This is a genomic window from Streptomyces sp. NPDC058373, from assembly GCF_042723275.1.
GTDB lineage: Bacteria > Actinomycetota > Actinomycetes > Streptomycetales > Streptomycetaceae > Streptomyces.
Map to the genome: position 1 here is coordinate 36,459 of NZ_JBHXJE010000013.1, position 19,735 is coordinate 56,193.

Consider the following 19,735-nt stretch of genomic DNA (forward strand, 5'->3'; position numbering starts at 1 on the left):
TCCCGTCCCCCAGTTCTCCGGAAGGATTGTGCGCCGCGCATGACACCCCGACTCACCGTCGTCGTCCCCGTCTACAACGTCGAGGAGTACCTCGACGCCTGCCTCGCCTCGCTGGCGCGGCAGACGATGCGGGAGCTGGAGGTCGTCATGGTCGACGACGGTTCGACGGACTCCAGCGCGCGGATCGCCCGCGCCCACGCCGTGCGCGACTCCCGGTTCCGCCTCGTCCAGCAGGAGAACGCGGGCCTCGGCGCCGCCCGCAACACCGGCATCCGCAACGCCACCGGCCAGTACCTCGCCTTCGTCGACAGCGACGACGTCATCCCCGACGACGCCTACCAGCTGATGCTCGACGCCCTGGAGACCAGCGGCTCCGACTTCGTCACCGGCAACGTCCACCGGCTCAGGACCGACGGCACCACCGAGCAGTCCCCGATGTTCCGGCGGGCCATGTCCACCACCCGGCTCACCACCCACGTCCTGCGCGACTGGGACCTGCTCGGCGACCGCATCGCCTGCAACAAGGTCTTCCGCAAGGACTTCTGGGACAAGCACGACCTCGCCTTCCCCGAAGGCGTCCTCTTCGAGGACATCCCCGTCATCGTCCCCGCGCATTTCCTGGCCGGAAGCGTCGACGTGCTCAGCGACACCGTCTACTTCTGGCGCGACCGGCACGGCTCCATCAGCAACAAGCGGGCCCACCGCCGCGCCGTCCGCGACCGCACCGCCGCCGTCACCACCGCCAGCACCTTCCTCGGCCGCCGCCTCGCCGAAGCCGCCGGCACCCCCTTCGAGGCCGACTGGGCCGAGGCCAAACGCCGCTACGACCAGTCCGTCCTCGCCGGTGACCTCTGGATGTTCATGGAGGCCCTGACCGAGGGCGACGACGACTACCACCAGGCCTTCCTCGACCACGCCAACGCCTTCGCCGACCATGCCGACCCGGCCGCCCTCGCCGCCCTCCCCCTCCACCTGCGCGCCAAATGGGCCCTCATCCGGCGCCGCCGGCTGCCCGAACTCCTCGACCTGATGGCCTTCGTCCGCGCCAACCCGAACGCCTTCCAGGTCCGCGGCCTGGCCCGGCGCCGCGCCGCCTACCCCGTCACCCGCGCCCCACTGCCCGCCCCCGCGACCCGGCTGCGCCCCCGCGACCTGCCGCTCATCGCCCGGGTCACCCGCGCCCACTGGGAGGACGGCAGGCTCCACCTCACCGGCTACGCCTACGTCCGCAACCTGCCCCCCGGCCGCCTCCAGGCCCGCGGCAAGGCCCTGTGGCTACGCGCCGGACGCCACCGCGTCGTCCCGCTGAAGGTCCGCCCGGTCCGCTCCCGCGAGGCCACCTACAGCTCCCGGCAGGCCCTGCACCGCTACGACCGGGCCGGATTCACCACCGTCGTCGACCCCGCCCGGCTCTCCACCGGCCGCCCCAGCACCACCTGGAAACTGGAGATGGCCGCCGTCGGCGGACTGCTGCCGCGCACCGGCCCCGTCCGGATGGCCGGGCTCGACGGGCTGCCCGTGCACTACCTCGGCGAGTTCCGCCGGGTCGGCGCCACCCTCAGCGCCGGGCGGCTCCGGCTGCGCGCCGAGAACGTGCCCTCCCGCCTCGCCGCCCACCGTGCCGAGAACGGCACCCTCCACCTCGAAGGCCACCTCGCCGCCGGCCCGCCCACCGGCGAGGAGGCGTGGACCGGGCTGCGCGCCACCAACTGGTACACCAAGGAGAGCCTCGACCTGCCGCTGGGCCTCGACGGGAAGACCTTCACCGCCGAACTCCCCCTCGGCGCCCTCACCGAGGGCGCCGAACCCCCCGAGCCCGAACAGGCCGTCCGCCGCCCCCAGCCGTGGGGTGTCTGTCTCCTCCGGGCCGACGGCACCACCAGCCCCGTCGCCGTCCACCCCGAGATCGAGCCCGGCCGCTACCCGCTCGGCGAGGGCCGCGAGCTGCTCGTCGGCGCCAACTCGGCAGGCGACCTCGAACTCCGCGACCAGCCGGTCCGCCCCATCGTCACCGAGCTGACCTGGCCCGCGAAGAGCCCCCTCACCCTCGCCGGGAGCTTCCCCGCCGCCGACGACGACCCGCGCGAACTCGTCCTGATCCACGGCACCCACGCCGAGGAGACCGTCCTCGACGCCCACCGCGACGGGCCCCGCTTCACCGCCACCCTCGCCCCCGAGGCCGTCGAAGGGCCCGGTGGCACCCTGCCGCTCGCCGAAGGCCGCTGGACGATGTTCCTGCGCGTCCCCGGCGAGAGCGACCCCGCGCTCTACACCCCGGTGCACATCGCGCCCGCCCTCCACACCGGCCTGCCGCTCGTCCGCGACCGCGGCGGCCGCGAGTTCCTCGTCGAACGCCGCCACTACGACCGGCTCCAGCTCCACTCCGGCTCCGCGCTGCCCGCCGCCGACCGGGGCCGCACCCAGCAGAAGGCGCTGCGCGCCGCGTACACCACGCAGCGCGCCCGGGGGCCGCTGCGCGACGCCGTGCTCTACAGCAGCTTCGACGGCCGCCAGTACTCCGACTCGCCGCGCGCGATTCACCAGGAACTGGCCGCCCGCGACGCCTCCCTCACCCACCTGTGGACCGTCCGCGACCAGCAGATCGACCTGCCGCCGGGGCTCACCCCGGTCACCCTGTGGAGCGCCGAGTGGTACGAGGCGCTGGCGCGCAGCAGGCACATCGTCACCAACACCGTGCTGCCCGAATGGTTCGAGCGCGCAGAGGGCCAGCACGTCGTCCAGACCTGGCACGGCACCCCGCTCAAGCGCATCGGCCGCGACCTGGCCGGCTCGCCCGCCGCCGACCCGCAGTACATCGACGCGCTGCCGCACCGCAGCGCCCAGTGGTCGCTGCTGGTCTCGCCGAACCGGTTCTCCACCCCGATCCTGCGCAACGCCTTCGGCTACACCGGGCCCGTCCTGGAGTCCGGCTACCCCCGCAACGACCTGCTGCACGGCCCCGGCCGCGCCGAGCGCGCCGCCCGGGTCCGCCGCCGCCTCGGCATCCCCGAGGACCGCACCGTCGTCCTCTACGCCCCGACCTGGCGCGAGGACCGCCCCAAGCGCGGCGGCCGGTACGCCCTCGACCTCGCCCTCGACCCGGCCCGGGCCGCCCGCGAACTCGGCGACAGCCACCTGCTGCTGGTCCGCCGCCACTACCTGGTCGGCGGCTCCGTCCCCGGCGGCGACACGGTCCGCGACGTCAGCCGCCACCCCGACGTCGCCGAACTCCTCCTCATCAGCGACGTCCTGGTCACCGACTACTCCTCGCTGATGTTCGACTTCGCCCAGACCGGCCGCCCCATGCTCTTCCACACCTGGGACCTCGACCACTACCGCGACACCCTCCGCGGCTTCTACTTCGACTTCGAGTCCAGCGCCCCCGGCCCGCTCCTCACCGATGCCGACGAGGTCATCGCGGCCCTGCGCGACCCCAAGGCCGCCACCGCCGGACACCGCGAGGCGTACGAGGCCTTCCGCGCCCAGTTCTGCGACCTGGACGACGGCACCGCCGCCGCCCGCGTCGTCGACGCCCTGCTGGCCGCCGCCCCCCACACCCCCGCCAGCCGATCCGCCAGCCGCACCGCCGCGTTCACCGGGGAGCCCGCATGACCACCGACCCGCGCCCCGACCGGCCCGTCGCCGCCCCCGACCCCGCCGACGCCCCCGACCTGAGCTGCGTCGTCCCCGCCGACGCCGGGCCCCAGGCCCTGCGCGCCACGGCCGCCTCGGTCGTGGGGCAGACCCTGCGCCACACCGAGGCCGTCCTGGTCGACCCCGGCCGCGACAGCGCCACCACCCGCGCCGCCGCCGCCCTCGCCGAGCGCCACCCCGGACGCGTACGCCACGTCACCGCCGGGCGCGGGGCCGACCTGCGGGACACCGGCGCCGACCACGCCCGGGGCACCTGGGTCACCTTCCTCGGCCCCGGAGAACGCCTCCAGAAGGACGCCGCGCGCAACCTCCTCGACGCCGCCCACCGCACCGGCGCCGACCTCGTCGCCGGCACCTGGACGCGGCTGCCCGCGCCCGGGGAGAAGCTGCCGCGCGGCGCCGAGCAGGCCGAACCCGCCTGGCAGCGGCCGCTGCACGCCCGTACCCGGACCGTCGGCAGCCTCACCGAAGCCCCCGGCCTCGTCGTCCACGACGCCCTGGTCACCGGCTTCTGCGTACGCCGCGCCCTGCTCGCCGCCGACGCCCGGCCGGCGGTCCGGCACGAGGCGCCGCCGCCCGTCGGCGACCTCCTCTTCGGCGTCCGCGCCGCCCTCGCCGCCCGCACCCTCACCCTGATCCCCAACACCGTCACCACCCACCGCGCGGCCCCCGACCCGGCCGCCGAGGCCCCCGCCCGGATCGCCGCCGCCACCCGCGCCGCCGCCCTGCTCGCCCGGCACGGCCACCCCGGGTTGGCCGCCGCCCGCCAACGCGCCCTCCTCACCGACCACGTACTGCCCTGCGCCGCCGCCCTCCTGCGGATGGACCGCGAGGCCCGCACCCGTACCGCCGAGCAGGTCGCGCCGCTGCTCGCCCCCCACCTGACCGCCGACGCCCTCGCCCCGCTGACCCCCGTCGCCCGCGCCTGCCTGCGGCTGCTCGCCGACGGCGACGCCGACGGCGCACGCGACGCCGCCTACGCGCTGGCCAACCCGGGCACCGTCGTCTCCCCGCTCACCGAGCACGCCGGACGCGTCCACTGGCGGCCCGGCGCCGAGACGCCCGAGTCCGGGTCCGACCCCCTCGACGTCACCGAACTCGGCCTCCAGTACCGCCCGTTCTCCCAGCTGCGGCTCCTCAACACCGTCACCCGCGCCACCCGCACGCAGGGCCGCCTGCTGCTGGTGGGCCGCATCGTGCTCCCCTCCCACGCCCTGCCCGACCGGCCCGAGCTGTCCGCCACCCTCGTCCTGACCTGCCGCGACCAGCCGGGCCGGAGGCTGACCCTGCCCGTCGACGACATCCGCTACGCCAAGGACGCCCTGGTCTGGCGGGCCTGCGCCGACCTCACCCGGCTCCTCGGCGCGCGCGGCGTCGGCGACCGCGTCTGGGACCCCGCCCTCACCGTCACCGCGGGCGGCGAGACCCTCACCACCCCGCTCTTCGCCGAGCCCGAGACCGTCAAACCAGCCGGCGCCCTGCGGGCCAGGCCCCGCCTCGGCCGCCTCACCGGCGACACCTGGCAGCCGTACGTCACCGCCCACCACCGCCTCGCCGTCTGCCTGCTGGCCCGCCGCAGGCCCGCCCGGGCCGCCGAGAAACTCCTCCACTACGCGACCCACTTCCGCCCCGCCCGCGCGCTGCGACGCCGCCTCGCCGCCGTCGCCGCCCGCCGCAAACGCCTCGCCGGACAGGCCGTCAAGGCCCGCGTCTACCGGACCCTGCTGCTGCGCCTCCCGGTCCGCAAGGGCCAGGTCGTCTACGAGGCGCACATGGGCAAGCAGTACGGCGACAGCCCGCGCGCCGTCCACGAGGAGGCCGTCCGCCGCGGCCTGCCGCTGCGTCCCGTCTGGTCCTACGCCGAGCGGCCCGACGGCTTCCCCGCCGACGCCCGCCTGGTGCGCCGCTGGTCCTGGCCCTACCTGTGGGCGCTGGCCCGCGCCCAGTACTGGGTCGACAACCAGGGCTTCCCGCACGCCCTCGACAAGCCCGGCCACACCACGTACCTCCAGACCTGGCACGGCAGCGCCTACAAACGCATGGGGTTCGACGAGGCGCGGGTCAGGACGCAGAACGACCCGCAGCGGCGCCGCCTCCAGCGCGCCGTCGACCGCTTCGACCACTTCCTGATCCGCGCCCCGCACGACGCCGACACCCTCGGCCGCGCCTACCGCCTCGACCCGGCCAAGCTGCTGCCCACCGGCTACCCGCGCAACGACCGGCTCGTCGCCGCCCGGGAGGAGCGGGCGCCCCGGCCGCCGCTGGCCGCCGCTCTCGGCATCCCCGAGGACCGCGCGGTGGTCCTCTACGCGCCGACCTTCCGCGGCGGCCCGGGGCAAAAGGACGCCGAACTGCCGCTGGACGTGCGCCGGTTCGCCGAGGAGTTCGGCTCCGGCCACGTGCTGCTGGTGCGCAGCCACTACATGGAGCGCACCGCCCTGCCCGCCACCGCGCCGGGCACCGTCCACGACGTCTCCGGCCACCACGACGTCAGCGAACTGCTCTGCCTCGCCGACGTCCTGGTCACCGACTACTCGTCCATCATGTTCGACTACGCCCTCCTCGACCGGCCCCTCGTCCACTTCGCCCCCGACCTCGACGCCTACAACGCCGAGCGGGGCAGCTACTTCGACCTGCGCGAACGCGCCGGAGGGCCGGTCGTCGACACCCAGGACGAGCTGCACGAGCTCCTCGCCCGCCTGGACGAGGCCGACCCGCACTGGCGGGAGGCGCGCGCCCGGTTCGCCGAGGAGTTCGGCGCCTACGACACCGGCCGCGCCGCTGCCGCCGTGGTCGACACCCTCTTCGCCGCCCACACCCCCCGGCGCCGCCCGAAGCCCCGCCCGGCCGGAGAGCGCCCAGCAGAGAGGACCGGCCGATGACCGCCCCCGCCGCCCAGGAAGCCCCCACCGCGCCCGCCCACCGGACGGCCGCACGGGAGATCTACCTCATCGGCAACACCGTGGACGAACTCGGCGGAGTCACCGCCTGGACCCACCAGATGGCCCGGCTCTTCCGCCGCCACGGACACCCGGTGCACGTCATCGGCGTCCACGAGGCCGAGCTGAAGCTCACCCTGCCCGGGCCGCCGGACTACCCGGTCACCGCCCTCTACCCACGGCACCCGCCGACCGCCCGCCCGCTGGTCGGCCGCCGCCGCTTCAGTCCCGCGGCCCGTCTGCGCGAACGGCGGCGCCTCGCCGCCAAGGAGGCCGCCGTCGCCCAGCTCTCCGGCATCCTCGGCCAGGCCGCGCCCGGCGCCGTCGCCATCGTCACCCAGGTCTGGCCCATGGAGTGGCTGCGCCTGGCCGACACCTCCAAAGTCCGCCTCGTCGGCATGAGCCACGAGTCGTACGGCTACACGCGCGCCTGCCACCGCTACCGCTGGGTCAAGGAGCACTACCCGCACGTCGACCGGTGGCTGGTCCTCACCCAGGAGGACGCCGACGACTGGGTCAACGACGGCATGCAGAACGTCGGCGCCATGCCGAACGCGCTCGCGCACCTCCCCGAGACCCCGTCGCCGCGCACCGCCCGCAACGTCGTCAGCATCGGGCGCCTCGCCGACCAGAAGGGGGTCGACATGCTGCTCGACACCTGGGCCCTGGTCGCGCCGCACCGGCCCGACTGGCGGCTGCGGATCTACGGGGCCGGGGAGGACGAGACGGCGCTGAAGAACCAGTGCACCAGCCTCGGGCTCGACACCTCCGTCGACTGGATGGGACGCACCGACGACGTGCCCGGGGCGCTGGCCGAGGGGGCCGTCTTCGTGCAGTCCTCGCGGGGTGAGGGGTTCCCGCTCGCCCTCATGGAGGCGATGGCCTCCGGCGTGCCCTGCGCCGCCTTCGACTGCGCGCCCGGGGTGCGCGAGATCGTCCGCGACGGCGAGGACGGGCTGCTCGCGCCGCCGGGCGACCTCGACGCCCTCGCCGACCGCCTCCTCCGCCTCACCGGCGACCCCCGACTCCGCGACACCCTGGGCGACAGGGCTCGCGCCAACGTCCAGCGCTTCTCCGAGTCCCACGTCCTCGAACAATGGGAAGCCCTTTTCCGCCTCCTGAACCGCTGACCCGCCTCCCACCGCCTGGGCCACGCCGGGCTGGCCTCAAGCGCCGGCCGGGCTTTAGTGGCCTCAAGCGCCGGCCGGGCTTTGGTGGCCTCAAGCGCCGGCCGGGCTAGGTGTTGCTGCGGTTCGACCTCCGGTGACGGAGCGGGCGGGTTTCGCAAGAGGCCCAAGCTCAGCCAAACTCAGCCCGGCCGGCGTTTGAGGCCGGTTCAGGACGGCCCCGCCGGGGGCTCCCCGAGGAAGACCCGGCGCACGACCCGCTCGGCCGCGCGACCGTCCTCCCAGGGACAGAACCGCTCCCGGAACAGAGCCCGCTGCCGCGCCGACGCATCCCCGCACCAGTCGCCGGAGGCGAAGATCTCCGCGAGGTCGTCCCCGTCCCGGGCGACCGGCCCGGGCGGACACTCCCGCAGGTCGACCGAGATCCCCCGGGCCGCCTCGAACGCGGCCCAGTCGTCGGCGTAGAGCACGACGGGCCGGTCCAGGACCGCGTAATCGACCATGAGGGAGGAGAAGTCGGTGATGAGCGCGTCCGAGGCGAGGCAGAGCCGCTCGACCGACGGATGGCCGGAGACGTCGACGAGCCGCGCGGAGGGGGCGGTGCCGGGCGGGCAGAGCGGCGCTCCGAAACGGGGGTGCGCCCGGGCCAGGAGGACGAAGCGCGGCCCGAGCCGCCGCAGCATCCGGGCGAGGTCGAGCGGCTGGTACGGCCCGCTGCGGTAGTCCCGGTACGTCGGCGCGTACAGCAGCGCCGTCACCCCGGGGTCCAGCCCCAGCGTCTCGCGGATCCGGTCGCGTTCGGCCGGGTCGGGCCGGTGGAAGAGGTCGGCTCGCGGCTGCCCGTACTCCAGCACGGTGTACGGGGCGGGGTAGGCCCGCTCCCAGGTGAGGGTGGTGTGGCGGTTGCCCGAGAGGACGTAGTCCCACTGGTCGGCGGCGCGCACCACCCGCCCCACGTCGGCGGGCCCGGCCGCCGGGCGGTCCCGCAGCTCGGCGCCGACCCGCTTGAGCGGCGTCCCGCGTCCGGTCTGCACGATGCGCTGGCCGCGCCGCTTGACGTAGCCGGGCTCGGGCTCGCCGTCGGTGACCAGGTACCGGGCGCGGGCCAGCGCCGTGAAGTACGCGGCCGTCCCCGGCTCCACCTTGCGGGTGGCGGTCGGCGCGGTGTGCCGGTGCTCGGGCCGGGTGATCCAGAAGCTCCGCAGGCCGGGGACGAGGTCGCGGGCGGCCTGCTCCAGGGCGGCCGGGTGGTGGGTCCAGCCGTGCCCGTCGCCGGAGCCGAAGACGGCGTCCAGCTCCCGCAGGGGTAGTCGGCGCTGGAGGGCGTAGTGGGCCCGTAGTCCGGCCCCCCGGACGCGCTCCTTGAGGGAGCGGGCGGCGCGGCGGGCGCGGCCGGAGGCGCGCGCGGCGAGCCGCAGCGCGCCGAACGCCCGGTGGCTGCCGTGCCGGATCAGCGCGTGCCGCACCCGGTCGCGCGGGCCCAGCGGCGGCAGCGGGGTGCGGTGCAGCCGGTACTGGTCGCGCGCCCGGTGCAGGAAGGCCGCCCGCTCCCCGGCGGGCAGCCGGCCCGGCCGGGTGTAGACGGTGACGAAGTGGTCGACCATGCGGCGGAAGACCACCGGCCGCCACCGCGCCAGCTCCGGCCGGGCGTCGAGGAAGGCGAAGACCCGGTCGTACTGGTCGAAGACGTCGAAGTGCCGGTGGCTGACCGTGCCGAGGATGGAGCCCTGCCGGCGCTGCCGGTAGTGGACGCAGACCCGGTCCAGCACGGCGATCCTCTCGGCGCTCATCAGCGCCGGGAAGGTCCACGGGGTGTCCTCGTAGTAGCCCGGCGGGAAGGTGAGCCGGGTCCGCTCCAGGAAGTCGCGGCGGTACGTCTTGTTCCAGACCACCATCAGCAGCCGCAGCAGGCCGGGGCGTTCGGCGAGGGTGAAGACCTGCGGGTCGCTCTCGCGGAGTTCGGCGGCGAGCTGGTTGCGGACCTCGGCGCCCGACAGGTACGTACGGGCGTAGTCGAAGACGACGATCTCGGGGCTGTCGGTCTCCTTGATGCGGTCCGAGAGGGTGTGCAGCGCGTCCGGGGTGAGCGTGTCGTCCCCGTCGAGGAAGAGGACGTACTCGCCGGTGGCGCGCTCAAGACCGGCGTTGCGCGCCCGGCCGAGCCCGCCGTTCTCCGGCAGGTGCACCGGCACCACCCGGGAGTCGCGGGCCGCGTAGGAGTCGATGAGGGCGCCGCAGCCGTCCGGGGAGCAGTCGTCGACGGCGATCACCTCAAGGTCGCCGAACGACTGGCCGAGGACCGAGTCCAGGCAGGCGCCGAGGTATGCCTCCACGCGGTGGGCGGGCACGATGACAGTGAACCTGGGCACGGCACATCCGGGGGTCGACGCGGTTCGGGCGGGGCTTTCGGCCCCAGAACGCGCGACCCGGCGTGCCGGTTACGCGGAATGCGGCATCCGGGGGACACGCCGGGGTGACGCACAGATGCGCGACGGGCGGCGGGGCCGCGCGGTGTTGCCACCGCACGGCCCCGCCAAACTGACCTGACCTGGGCTTACTTGACCGCCCCCGACATCAGGCCGGAGACGAACTGTCGCTGGAAGGCGAAGAAGACCGCCAGCGGAATGATCATCGACAGGAACGCCCCGGGGGCGAGGATGTCGATGTTGTTGCCGAACTGGCGTACCTGCTGCTGGAGCGCCACCGTGACCGGCGGACTGTCCGAGTCGGCGAAGACCAGCGCCACCAGCATGTCGTTCCAGACCCACAGGAACTGGAAGATGCCGAGCGAGGCGATGGCCGGGCCGCCCAGCGGCAGCACCACCCGGGTGAAGAGCCGCACCTCGCCCGCGCCGTCCAGCCGGGCCGCCTCCATCAGCTCCTTCGGGATCTGCGCGAAGAAGTTCCGCATCAGGAAGACCGCGAACGGCAGCCCGAACGCCACGTGGAAGAGGACCACCCCGGCCGTCGTCTCGAACAGCCCGACCCAGCCGAAGAGTTCCGACACCGGGACCAGCGCCACCTGCACCGGTACCGCCAGCAGCGCCACCACCAGCACGAACCACCAGTCGCGACCGGGGAACTCCAGCCAGGCGAAGGCGTACCCGGCGAGCGAGCCGATCACGATGACCAGCACCGTCGCGGGGACGGTGATCGCCACCGTCGAGAGCAGCGAACCGGTGATCGCGCCGTCCTCCAGCACCCCCTGGTAGTTCTCCAGGGTGAGCTGCGCGGGGGCGGTGAACACCGTCCACCAGCCGCTCTCCGCGATGTCGCCGGGGGAGCGCAGTGAGGAGAGCAGCAGCCCCACCGTCGGCATCAGCCAGAACAGGCCGACCACCACCAGCAGGAACTGCACCAGCCCGCCGCTGAGCCGGGACGCGATCCGCGACCCGGCCGAGGGCGTGCGCGGGCCCGGGGACCCGGCCGGCGCCGCCTCGTCCGGCTCCGGCCGGGCCGCCGTCGTGGACGCGCTCATCGCCGTGCCTCCTTCCGCAGCCGCCGCACATTGGTCCACATCACCGGCACCACCAGCAGGAAGAGCAGCACCGCGATGGCGCTCGCCACGCCGAGGTCCCGGTCGCCGAAGGCCGAGTCGTACAACTGGACCGCCAGCACGTTGGCGTCGTCCCGGGAGGAGCCCGGCGCGATCACCACGATCAGGTCGAAGATCTTCAGCACGTTGATCATCAGCGTCACCAGGACCACGCCGAGCACCGGCGCCAGCATCGGCACCGTGATCCGCCGGAAGACCTGCCACTCGTTGGCCCCGTCGATCCGGGCCGCCTCCAGCAGCTCCCTCGGCACGCCCGCCAGCCCGGCCGCGATCAGCACCATCGCGAACCCGGCCCACATCCACACGTACGCGCTGATCACCGAGAGCGTCACCAGCGACGGGCCGAGCCAGTCCACGCCGTTGTACGCCTCGCGGAAGTTGTCCGCCGGGAAGCGCAGATGCGCCCCGTCGGCCTCGGCGGGCAGCGCGAACGTGCCGTCGGGACCGGCCCGCGTCTCGGCGACGACCCGGCCGTCCTTGACCGCCTCCACCCGGATGCCGGGATAGCCCAGCTCCTTCGGGTCGACCACCGACGGGGTGCCGCCGCCGCCCCGGGTGAAGTCCTGCCAGGCGGTGCCGGTGACCTTCCCCGGGTCGGCCTTCGCGCGGGCGGCCGGCGCGGCGTCCTCGGGCATCTGGTCCGGGGCCACGCCGACCAGCGGCAGCAGCACCGGCTCACCGGCGCGGGCCGGCTCCTTGGAGGTGAAGGCGCCGCCCTCGCTCTCCTCCAGCGGCGACTTCGGGCCCGGGTGCGCCTTCGGGAAGGCGGACGCCTCGTTGAAGGTGTCGTGGACCGCGACCCAGGCCGCGTTGGCGACGCCCCGGTCCGGGTCCTGCTCGTAGACCAGCCGGAAGATGATGCCGGAGGCGAGCATGGAGATCGCCATCGGCATGAAGACCACCAGCTTGAACGCCGTGCCCCAGCGGACCCGTTCGGTCAGCACCGCGAAGACCAGACCCAGCGCGGTGGCGACGGTCGGCGCCAGCACCACCCAGATCAGGTTGTTGGTGAGCGCCGTGCGGATGGAGTCGTCGGTGAAGAGGGTGACGTAGTTGTCGGCGCCGACGAACGACTCGCCGGCCTTGTCCAGCACGCTGCGGACCACCGAGTACCCGATCGGGTACACCACCAGCGCACCCAGCAGCACCAGCGCCGGGAGCAGGAAGAGCACGGGGGTCCAGCGGCGGCGCCTGCGGCCCGGTCCCGGCGGCGCGGCCGCCGGTGCGGCCTTCGTCCCGTCCGCCATCACCTACTCCTTGTAGGCAGCGGCGGCGGCCCGCTCCAGGGCCTTCTGGGTGCCCGCGACGTCCTTCGGGTCCTTCAGGAAGTCCTGGAGCGCCTTCCACTCGCCCTTGCCGGGCGTGCCGCCGAACGCCTGCGGCGCCTGGTCCGACATGTCGAAGCGGATGTCGTCCCCGGCCGCGATCAGCGCCTCGGCGATGTCCCGCTGCACGTCGTTGGGGTACGCGGCGGTGTCCACGGCCTTGTTGGGCGAGAGGAACCCGCCCTCCTTCGCCCATATCTCGGCGCTCTCGGGGCCCGCGAGGAAGGTCAGCAGCGCCTGCGCGCCCTTGGTGTCCTTCAGCGCCACGGCCGCGTCACCGCCCACCACGGCGGGTGAGTCCTCGCCGACCGCCGGGAACGGGAAGACGTTGGCGTCCGTGCCGATCTCGGCGTCGGTCTGCCCGATGTTGATGGAGACGAAGTCGCCCTCGAAGACCATGCCCGCCTTCGGCTGGTCGCCGCCGGTGAAGGTCTGCGTCACCGAGGCGGGGAACTCCGTCTGGAGCGCGCCGCTCTGGCCGCCGGCGAGGAAGTCCTTGTTGCCGAAGAGGCCGGCCAGTGTCTCCAGCGCCTCGGTCACCGAGGGGTCGGTCCACTTGATCTCGTGCTCGGCCAGCTGGTCGTACTTCTCGGGGCCCGCCTGCGAGAGGTAGACGTTCTCGAACCAGTCGGTGAGCGTCCAGCCGTCCGCGCCCGCCACCGACACCGGGGTGACGCCCGAGTCGAAGACGGTCTGGGCCGCCTTCAGGAAGTCGTCCCAGCTCTTCGGCTCCTCGACGCCCGCGTTCTCGAAGACGGCCGTGTTGTACCAGACCAGCGACTTGTTGGCGGCCTTGAAGTACACGCCGTACGGGGTGCCGTCGACCGAGCCGAGGTCGACCCAGCCCTTGCTGTAGTTGGACTTCAGCGCCTTCTGCGTGCCCTTGCCGAGCGGCTCGGCCCAGCCGTTGGCCACCGCCTGCTCGATGGCGCCGACCTGCGGCAGCATCGCCACGTCGGGCTGGCCGCCGCCCGCCACCTTCGACTCCAGGAAGCCGATGATCGGGTCCTGCGCGGGGACCAGCGTGACCTTCGCGCCGGTGGCCTCCTCGAAGGCGTCGAGGACCTTGCGGAACGCGTCCTTCTCCGGTCCGCTCCACACGGCGGCCACACTCACGCTCTGGCCCGTCAGGTCCGGGCCCTTGGCCTTCGGCTCGTCGTCCTTGCCGCCGTCGCCGCCTGAGCCGCCGCACGCGCTGAGGGTCAGGGCGGCGGCCGCCGCCAGGACGGCCGTCCTGCGGATGCGCGAAGCTCCACTCATGGCTTCCCCGTTCTGGTCGGTTCCGTCCGGCGCGCCCGCCGAGGGGCCCGCCGATGTGTGGTCCGGTCTACGCGGGCGGCCCAGGGTCGGCAAGAGGCGCGTAAGCGCCAAGTCCCTTATGTGATCGCCTTGTGACGTGACGTCAGCCGCCCCAGCGAGGCGTGCCTGCGGACGGGCCCGCGCCGGCCCTGGAAGGGGTGTCTCCGCGGAGGCACGCGCGCGCGAGGGCGCGGCCCGCTCCGGAAGGGGCGGGGCCCGCGGAATCACCGGCCGCCGCCCCGAATTGCGGGCGGCCGCCCGCTCTCGGAGACCGTGGATTGCGGCTCCTCCTTTTCGGGCATCCCGCTGTCCGCTTTTCCGGTGGAGCGAGTAAAGCGGGCGGCCGGTGGCGGGGTTCGCGCCCGTTTCCAGAATTCCGCCGTGGCGCGGAACGTCAATTCCGCTCACGCCTCCCGTATATCCAGGGTGGTGCGGTCGGCCGGCGCCGTGTACCGCCCGTGGAGGAAGAGCGCCCGGCAGCCGAGGAGGAGCCCGAGCAGCACAGCACGGTGCGCGCGATGTCGGCCGTCTCCCAGGTGCCGGTGAACTCCGCGAGTAGGGAGAAGTCCCGCACCCCCTCGGTGGGGCCGAGCGCCGCCAGCTCGTTGTTGAGCGGGATGTCGACGGTCGCGGTGAGCGCCAGCACCACCAGGTAGCACCCGCGGCTGGATACGGAGGGAATTGAAGTTTGAATGCGCAAGGGTGGCGCAACACATCGGCAAGGACGCGTCGTTCTTCTGTTTTCCGGACCGTCGCGATCCCGGGAAATCCATTGCGTGAGGCATTTTGCCCGTGCTTGACACAGAGCATTGGATGGCGGGTAATCTCTCATTCTGTGCAATGAATCGCGCCTGAGGGTTGCGTTTACCTGGTTAGTCCGGCCCCCTTGAAGGGCCACCGCCCGGCGCCGGGAGCGGCCTGCGTCCGCTGGGCGGGCCGGGCGACGGCGGAGGGCCGGGCCGGTGCGTCCCCGCACCGCCCAGGCGCTCACCCCGTCGTCCCCGTCACCCCACCACCGCCACCGCCATCAGCACCGCGGCCGCCACGGCCAGCAGGGTGCGCACCCGGTGCAGGGCGTTCCACCGGCCCTCGAAGGCGGTACGGGCCGCTCGTTCGCCTCCCCGGCCCGCCGCGGCGGCGAGCGCGTTGTTGAGCGGGACGTTGCCGACGGCGGTCACCGCGTGGCCGAGGACGGCGCAGACCAGCGCGGCCACGGTCAGCGCCCTGCCGGTGGCGGCCGCCCCCTCCGGCGGTACCCAGAGCGAGGCGGCGGGCAGGCCGACGGAGCCGAGGAAGAGCAGCAGGAAGACAGGCCCCGGCACCTTCTCGTTGACCTTCCGCATGATCTGGGTGAACTGGGCGTCGTCGGCCTCCCGCAGCGCGGGCATGACGCCCGACTGGAAGGCCAGGAAACAACCGGCGTAGAGGCCGGTGGCGAGGACGGCGAGTATCGCGAGCGTGGTAGCCATGGGCGACATCATGGACGCGGGGCGCAACAGCGCCGGATCGTTTCGGCCGAACCCCGCACCCCGCATCCCGCACCCGCACCCCTGGTGCACACCGGCCGACACGGCCTGCCAGGACCCGGGCGGACCAGCCGCGAGGGGCCGTCAGCGGCCCCCGGAGGCCGCCCGGTCCAGCGCACTGGCGAGCAACGCCAGGTCGGTCGGCCCGTTCCCCAGTTCGCGCACCGGCCGCCGCGTGGGCGGGTCCCCGGCGCGGGCCCAGTCGAGGGGGACCACGGTGGGCCGGAGGGTGGCCGTACGGGGAATGCGCCCGCTGACCCGGCCGGCCTGGAAGGGGACGGGCACGTCGGTGTCGGGGCCGGCCAGCGTCCCGCGCCCCGGGGCCGGGTCCTCGGGCCCGCAGAGCGGGGCGTCCAGGGCTACGCGCAACAGGGTGCGACGGGCCAACTCGGTCGTGGCCGCGCGCTCCGTCGAGGCGGTGGTGGCGATCAGGTGGACCCCGAGCCGCTCGCCGTCCCGCGCGACCGCCTCCAGAGCTCGCACCACCGACCCGGCCGAAGGCCTCCCCGGCGACCCGAGCGCCGGCGACAGAAGCGCGTCGAGGTCGTCCACGAGCACGACGAGCCGCGGCGTCGGCTCGGCGTCCCCCTGCTCGGCCGCGCCGCCGGGCGCCGAGCGCAGCCGCAGCGTACGGCTCGGCGGCGCCTCCACCTCCCCGTGCTGCTGGACGGGAACGCTCGCGGACACGGTCCGGGTCTCCCCGGTGAGCGCCTGGTGGGAGACGGTGCCGGGCCGGGCCGCGGCACCGTCCCTGGCTATCGCGGTCGTACGGGCGGAACGCGGCGCGGGCACCGACGGCGGGGGCGCGCCGGCCGGCGTGAGCAGTTCGGCCCGGCGCTTCAGCTCCCCGGCCAGGGTCTGCGCGAACTCCCGCATGACCACCGGGTCGTGGGCGCCGAGACGCGCGGTGACGTGCGGCAGCTCCGTACAGGAGCGCAGCCCCTCACCGCTGCCCGGCCCCCCGGTGTCGCCCCCGTCGAGCAGGATCAGCCCCAGCCGCTCGGGCCGCTCGGCCGCGCAGAGTGAGGCGGCGAGCGCGCGCAGCAGTTCCGTACGCCCGCTGCCCGGCGGGCCCTCGATCAGCAGGTGGGCCCCGTGATCGGCGGCCAGGTCGACGGTGACGGGCCCGTGCCGTCCCGCCCCCAGCACCGCCTGGACGCACCCGGGCGGGCCCAGCGGCGGATCGGGCTGGTCGGCGGCGGCCGCCCAGCGGGCCAGCAGCGAGGCCGGGGTGGCGCGGGCCAGGCCCAGTTCGTCCAGGAGACGGGCGGTGCGGGGCAGCGGCGCGGCGACCCTGGCGTGCGGCTCGGCGGACGGGGTGTCGGGGCGCAGCGGGGCCAGAGCGCGGGCGAACCGCTCGGCCCAGGCGGGGGAGACCGCGTCGACGGTGGCGGGCACCCCCTGTCCGGCCGGGCTGCCCCCGGCGACCCGCAGCAGCCGCAACGAGGTGGCGACGTCACCGGTGAGCAGCGCGGCGGCCCCGCACGAACGGAAGGCCGGATTCTGCCCGGCAGCGGCCTCGAAGGTGGCGGCCAGCGGCGAGGTCGGCGAGGCGGGCGGCGTCTCGGCGAGGCACAGCACGTGGATACCGGCCGCCGCCCCCTGCGCGGCGAGCCGCTCGGCCGCCTCCCGCAGCTCGGCCGAACCGGGGTCCCCGTCGAGCACCACCACGGTGTACGGACCACTCCCCGTCTCGTCCACCACGCCGCCCGCGGCCCGGCGCGCGGCCTGCTCGTGGAGGGTGTCGTCCAGGCGGCGCAGCAGCTCGCCGGTACGGGCGGCGGCCTGTTCGCGGTCGTGGGCCAGCAGCAGGCGGCAGTCCTGGCCCCGCGCCGGGCGCACATGGGGCAGCCAGCCGAGCCAGGACCACTCGGCGGTCCGCTCGGCCACCGGCCGGTTCCGGTCGGCGGAGATCAGGACCAGGTCGAGCCGGTCGGGCGCGTGCAACGCGGTGAGCTGGGCGAGGACCGCGCGGGCCAGCCCGGTCAGCCGGGACCGGGGCCCGGCGAGGCCCAGCGAACCGGCCTCCAGGAGGCTGACGGTGACCGGCACCGCCTGGAGCGGGCCCGCGCCGGGACCGGCGGAGCGGTCGGCGGTACCGAGGCGGACGGTGAGCGTCTCGGGGTGGCCCTGCGCCCGCTCCCAGAGCCGGGGACCCGGTCCGAGCGCGGTCAGCAGCAGCGCCGCCGGATCCGGCCAGGCGTCGGGGAGCCGCGGCGCGGGGGCCGCGGGCGCCGCGGGTTCGGGCGTGGCCGCGCCGGTGGTGCGGGGCGCGGAGAAGCGGCGCGCCCAGGCGCCGAGGCCGCCCCGGCGGCGGGGGGCCGCCTCCGCCTCGTACGCCTCCTGGTCCGGGCCCGCGGCCTGCGCGGGCACCGGTGCGCAGGGCTGCCCCGCGTCACCGGGGGCGAAGGGGATGGCGGGCCCGGCGTCGGGGGTGGGCACGCGGACGCGGCCCTCGCCGTCGGCGGTGGCGGGCACCGCCGGCGGCGGCTCGTCGGCGAGGCGCAGCCCCGACTCGCCGATCCGCAGCAGGGCGCCGGGGGCCAGCGGGACGGGCTCGCGGCCGACCGGCTCGCCGTCCACCGTGGTGCCGTTGGTCGAGTCGAGGTCGACGACGTGCACCCGGCCGTCCCGGCCGACGGCGACGGCGCAGTGGGCTCGGGAGACGTCCGGGTCGTCCAGCGCGATGTCGGCGTCCTCGGCCCGGCCGACCCCGGCGCGGCCGCCGTGCAGCAGGTGGACGCCGCCCGCGTCCGGCCCGGAGACGACGTGCAGCCGGGTGCTGGCGTCCGGCGGGACGGGGGCGGGGCCCGGGCCGTGCAGGGAGAGGACGGCACCGTCGATCAGCGGCGGGTCGCCGAGCAGGGAACGCTGGGTGTCGAGCCGGTCCCCGCCCGCGTACAGCACCACGGGCCCCTCACCCGCCTGCGCGGTCTGCGCCAGGGCACCGGAGACCGCCGCGAGCGGTGTGCCCGGGGGAGCGGTGACCAGCACGTCGCAGCCGTGCGGGGCGGCTGGGCCGCCGGGCGGCCCGAGGACGGTCAGCCGGATCTGCATCGCGGTCAGCGGTCCCTTCTGCGCCGGGACGGCGGGGCACTCCGACAGCGAACACCCGCCGCGCACCGGCCCGTCGGCCAGTACATCGAAGGCATCCTGTCACTTGCCGGTGACAACGCGCGCCCCGCCCAACAGTAAGTGATCTTGATTGGCCGTCTCTGCTCGGAAAAGTCCCGACGGGGGCCACCACCGGGCCGCCCCGCCTATGCCCCGCCCCGATCGCGAGGCGCACGAGGGCGCACAAGCGCGTACGGGGCGCACGCCGGGCCTGCCCGCCGCCCGCCCCTCCCTCAACCGAGCGGCCCGGAAACGCCGGACTCCCCGGGCAGATAGGCCACGTCCCCGTCCTCCCCGTCCAGCGCGACGAGCGTCGGCTCCACGAAGGAGACGGAACGCAACAACTCGGCCATCAGGTCACTGAACTCCCGCCAGTACTCCGTGAAGGCCGTGAACAGCGTGAACACCACCGTGTAGGGGCCGGTCGGGAACGGGACGTGGACCTGGATCTGACCGGTCGGCAACGTCTCCGCCTCCCCCGTCGCGGTCACCTCCGGGGCCAGCGTGTACTCGGTGAGCGTCACACACGAGACGGCGGGACCACAGGAAAGCTCCACCCAGCGCACATCGTTATGCGGATCACTCCGCAGCACCGCCAGCACCCCTTGCGCCACGGTCTCCGTGTCACCCGGCGACTGATCGGTCGGCACGACCGCCGAGGTGAACACAGCCTGCGCCACACCCCGCCCGGCCCCCTCCTCCCCGGTCGCGTACAGCCCCACCGCCGCGTACGAGATCCCCTGCGCCCCCATCAACTCACCCAGGCCCGCGTAGTACGGCGCCGCCGGCACCCAGACGCTCTCGTCCCCGTCCACGTAGAGCCCCCGCACAAACCTCTCGGCCGCCGCCGCCCGCTCCTCGGCCGTGTCGGCGAGGGGGAGGGCGTAGAAGCCGTCGGGGGCTACGAACCAGAAGGGTGGGGGGTCGGAGGAGGGCGGGGGCGGGGGTGTGGGGAGCATGAGGGGCCTTTCTCGGACCGGGAGGGGGATTGGCGGATTCATTCCTCGTAGCCGTCGCGGTGAGGGGTCTCTTGCTCCCCACCTTGGGCGTTCATGAGGAAGTCCCGAGTACGTGAGCCGAAGAATCCGTCGTCCTCGGTGGGGGAGCAGACGGAGACCTGGAGGCAGCCGCAGGTGCTCCGAGTAGTGATCGGCGGGCCGGCATCCGCCGGCTGATAGGCCATGAACTCCTCGCC

12 protein-coding genes are annotated in these 19,735 nt (G+C 74.7%); 3 read left to right on the top strand and 9 right to left on the bottom strand.

The window, feature by feature from the left end; all coding sequences use genetic code 11:
* Window positions 1-39: 39 nt before the first annotated feature.
* From ACFWMZ_RS11010 to ACFWMZ_RS11020, 3 genes are read left to right on the top strand one after another with little or no spacing between them, the layout of a single operon-like run.
* Window positions 40-3,612, top strand: coding sequence for a CDP-glycerol glycerophosphotransferase family protein (locus tag ACFWMZ_RS11010; protein ID WP_383200848.1), 3,573 nt, complete (start codon window positions 40-42; stop codon window positions 3,610-3,612).
* Window positions 3,609-6,536: a CDP-glycerol glycerophosphotransferase family protein gene (locus ACFWMZ_RS11015; RefSeq protein ID WP_383200849.1), complete on the top strand. Its 2,928-nt coding sequence runs from the start codon at window positions 3,609-3,611 to the stop codon at window positions 6,534-6,536. The genes ACFWMZ_RS11010 and ACFWMZ_RS11015 overlap by 4 nt, the downstream gene beginning before the upstream one ends.
* On the top strand, window positions 6,533-7,723 hold the full coding sequence (locus ACFWMZ_RS11020; RefSeq protein ID WP_383200852.1) for a glycosyltransferase: 1,191 nt from the start codon (window positions 6,533-6,535) through the stop codon (window positions 7,721-7,723). The genes ACFWMZ_RS11015 and ACFWMZ_RS11020 overlap by 4 nt, the downstream gene beginning before the upstream one ends.
* A gap of 206 nt (window positions 7,724-7,929) precedes the next feature.
* Here ACFWMZ_RS11020 and ACFWMZ_RS11025 read toward each other — a convergent pair whose 3' ends face one another.
* The 9 genes from ACFWMZ_RS11025 to ACFWMZ_RS11065 all read right to left on the bottom strand — a co-directional run bounded on the left by ACFWMZ_RS11025 (window position 7,930) and on the right by ACFWMZ_RS11065 (window position 19,723).
* Window positions 7,930-10,089 (bottom strand): CDP-glycerol glycerophosphotransferase family protein, encoded by a 2,160-nt coding sequence (locus tag ACFWMZ_RS11025; protein ID WP_383200855.1) that lies wholly within the window; start codon window positions 10,087-10,089, stop codon window positions 7,930-7,932.
* Between the two features lie 185 nt (window positions 10,090-10,274).
* Complete coding sequence (locus tag ACFWMZ_RS11030) at window positions 10,275-11,198, bottom strand: carbohydrate ABC transporter permease (protein ID WP_383173569.1); 924 nt, start codon at window positions 11,196-11,198, stop codon at window positions 10,275-10,277.
* The gene (locus ACFWMZ_RS11035; protein ID WP_383173566.1) at window positions 11,195-12,523 is read right to left on the bottom strand and encodes a carbohydrate ABC transporter permease; all 1,329 of its coding nucleotides are present in this window, start codon (window positions 12,521-12,523) and stop codon (window positions 11,195-11,197) included. Before ACFWMZ_RS11035 ends, ACFWMZ_RS11030 begins: the two co-directional genes overlap by 4 nt.
* Before the next feature lie 3 nt (window positions 12,524-12,526).
* The gene (locus ACFWMZ_RS11040) at window positions 12,527-13,861 is read right to left on the bottom strand and encodes an ABC transporter substrate-binding protein (RefSeq protein ID WP_383173564.1); all 1,335 of its coding nucleotides are present in this window, start codon (window positions 13,859-13,861) and stop codon (window positions 12,527-12,529) included.
* A gap of 433 nt (window positions 13,862-14,294) precedes the next feature.
* Window positions 14,295-14,549, bottom strand: a complete 255-nt coding sequence (locus tag ACFWMZ_RS11045) for a hypothetical protein (RefSeq protein ID WP_383200858.1) — start codon at window positions 14,547-14,549, stop codon at window positions 14,295-14,297.
* A gap of 355 nt (window positions 14,550-14,904) precedes the next feature.
* The gene (locus ACFWMZ_RS11050) at window positions 14,905-15,369 is read right to left on the bottom strand and encodes an anthrone oxygenase family protein (RefSeq protein ID WP_383200860.1); all 465 of its coding nucleotides are present in this window, start codon (window positions 15,367-15,369) and stop codon (window positions 14,905-14,907) included.
* A gap of 141 nt (window positions 15,370-15,510) precedes the next feature.
* Complete coding sequence (locus tag ACFWMZ_RS11055; protein WP_383200863.1) at window positions 15,511-18,483, bottom strand: FHA domain-containing protein; 2,973 nt, start codon at window positions 18,481-18,483, stop codon at window positions 15,511-15,513.
* 290 nt (window positions 18,484-18,773) lie between these two features.
* The gene (locus ACFWMZ_RS11060) at window positions 18,774-19,499 is read right to left on the bottom strand and encodes a hypothetical protein (protein WP_383173552.1); all 726 of its coding nucleotides are present in this window, start codon (window positions 19,497-19,499) and stop codon (window positions 18,774-18,776) included.
* 38 nt (window positions 19,500-19,537) lie between these two features.
* On the bottom strand, window positions 19,538-19,723 hold the full coding sequence (locus ACFWMZ_RS11065) for a hypothetical protein (RefSeq protein ID WP_383173549.1): 186 nt from the start codon (window positions 19,721-19,723) through the stop codon (window positions 19,538-19,540).
* Between the last annotated feature and the right edge of the window lie 12 nt (window positions 19,724-19,735).

Bases quoted from the DNA above. Each gene is read 5' to 3' on its own strand.
- ACFWMZ_RS11035 (WP_383173566.1), bottom strand. From the start codon at position 12,523: ATGGCGGACGGGACGAAGGCCGCACCGGCGGCCGCGCCGCCGGGACCG.
- ACFWMZ_RS11015 (WP_383200849.1), top strand. From the start codon at position 3,609: ATGACCACCGACCCGCGCCCCGACCGGCCCGTCGCCGCCCCCGACCCC.
- ACFWMZ_RS11010 (WP_383200848.1), top strand. From the start codon at position 40: ATGACACCCCGACTCACCGTCGTCGTCCCCGTCTACAACGTCGAGGAG.
- ACFWMZ_RS11065 (WP_383173549.1), bottom strand. From the start codon at position 19,723: ATGGCCTATCAGCCGGCGGATGCCGGCCCGCCGATCACTACTCGGAGC.
- ACFWMZ_RS11040 (WP_383173564.1), bottom strand. From the start codon at position 13,861: ATGAGTGGAGCTTCGCGCATCCGCAGGACGGCCGTCCTGGCGGCGGCC.
- ACFWMZ_RS11050 (WP_383200860.1), bottom strand. From the start codon at position 15,369: ATGGCTACCACGCTCGCGATACTCGCCGTCCTCGCCACCGGCCTCTAC.
- ACFWMZ_RS11030 (WP_383173569.1), bottom strand. From the start codon at position 11,198: ATGAGCGCGTCCACGACGGCGGCCCGGCCGGAGCCGGACGAGGCGGCG.
- ACFWMZ_RS11020 (WP_383200852.1), top strand. From the start codon at position 6,533: ATGACCGCCCCCGCCGCCCAGGAAGCCCCCACCGCGCCCGCCCACCGG.
- ACFWMZ_RS11060 (WP_383173552.1), bottom strand. From the start codon at position 19,499: ATGCTCCCCACACCCCCGCCCCCGCCCTCCTCCGACCCCCCACCCTTC.
- ACFWMZ_RS11055 (WP_383200863.1), bottom strand. From the start codon at position 18,483: ATGCAGATCCGGCTGACCGTCCTCGGGCCGCCCGGCGGCCCAGCCGCC.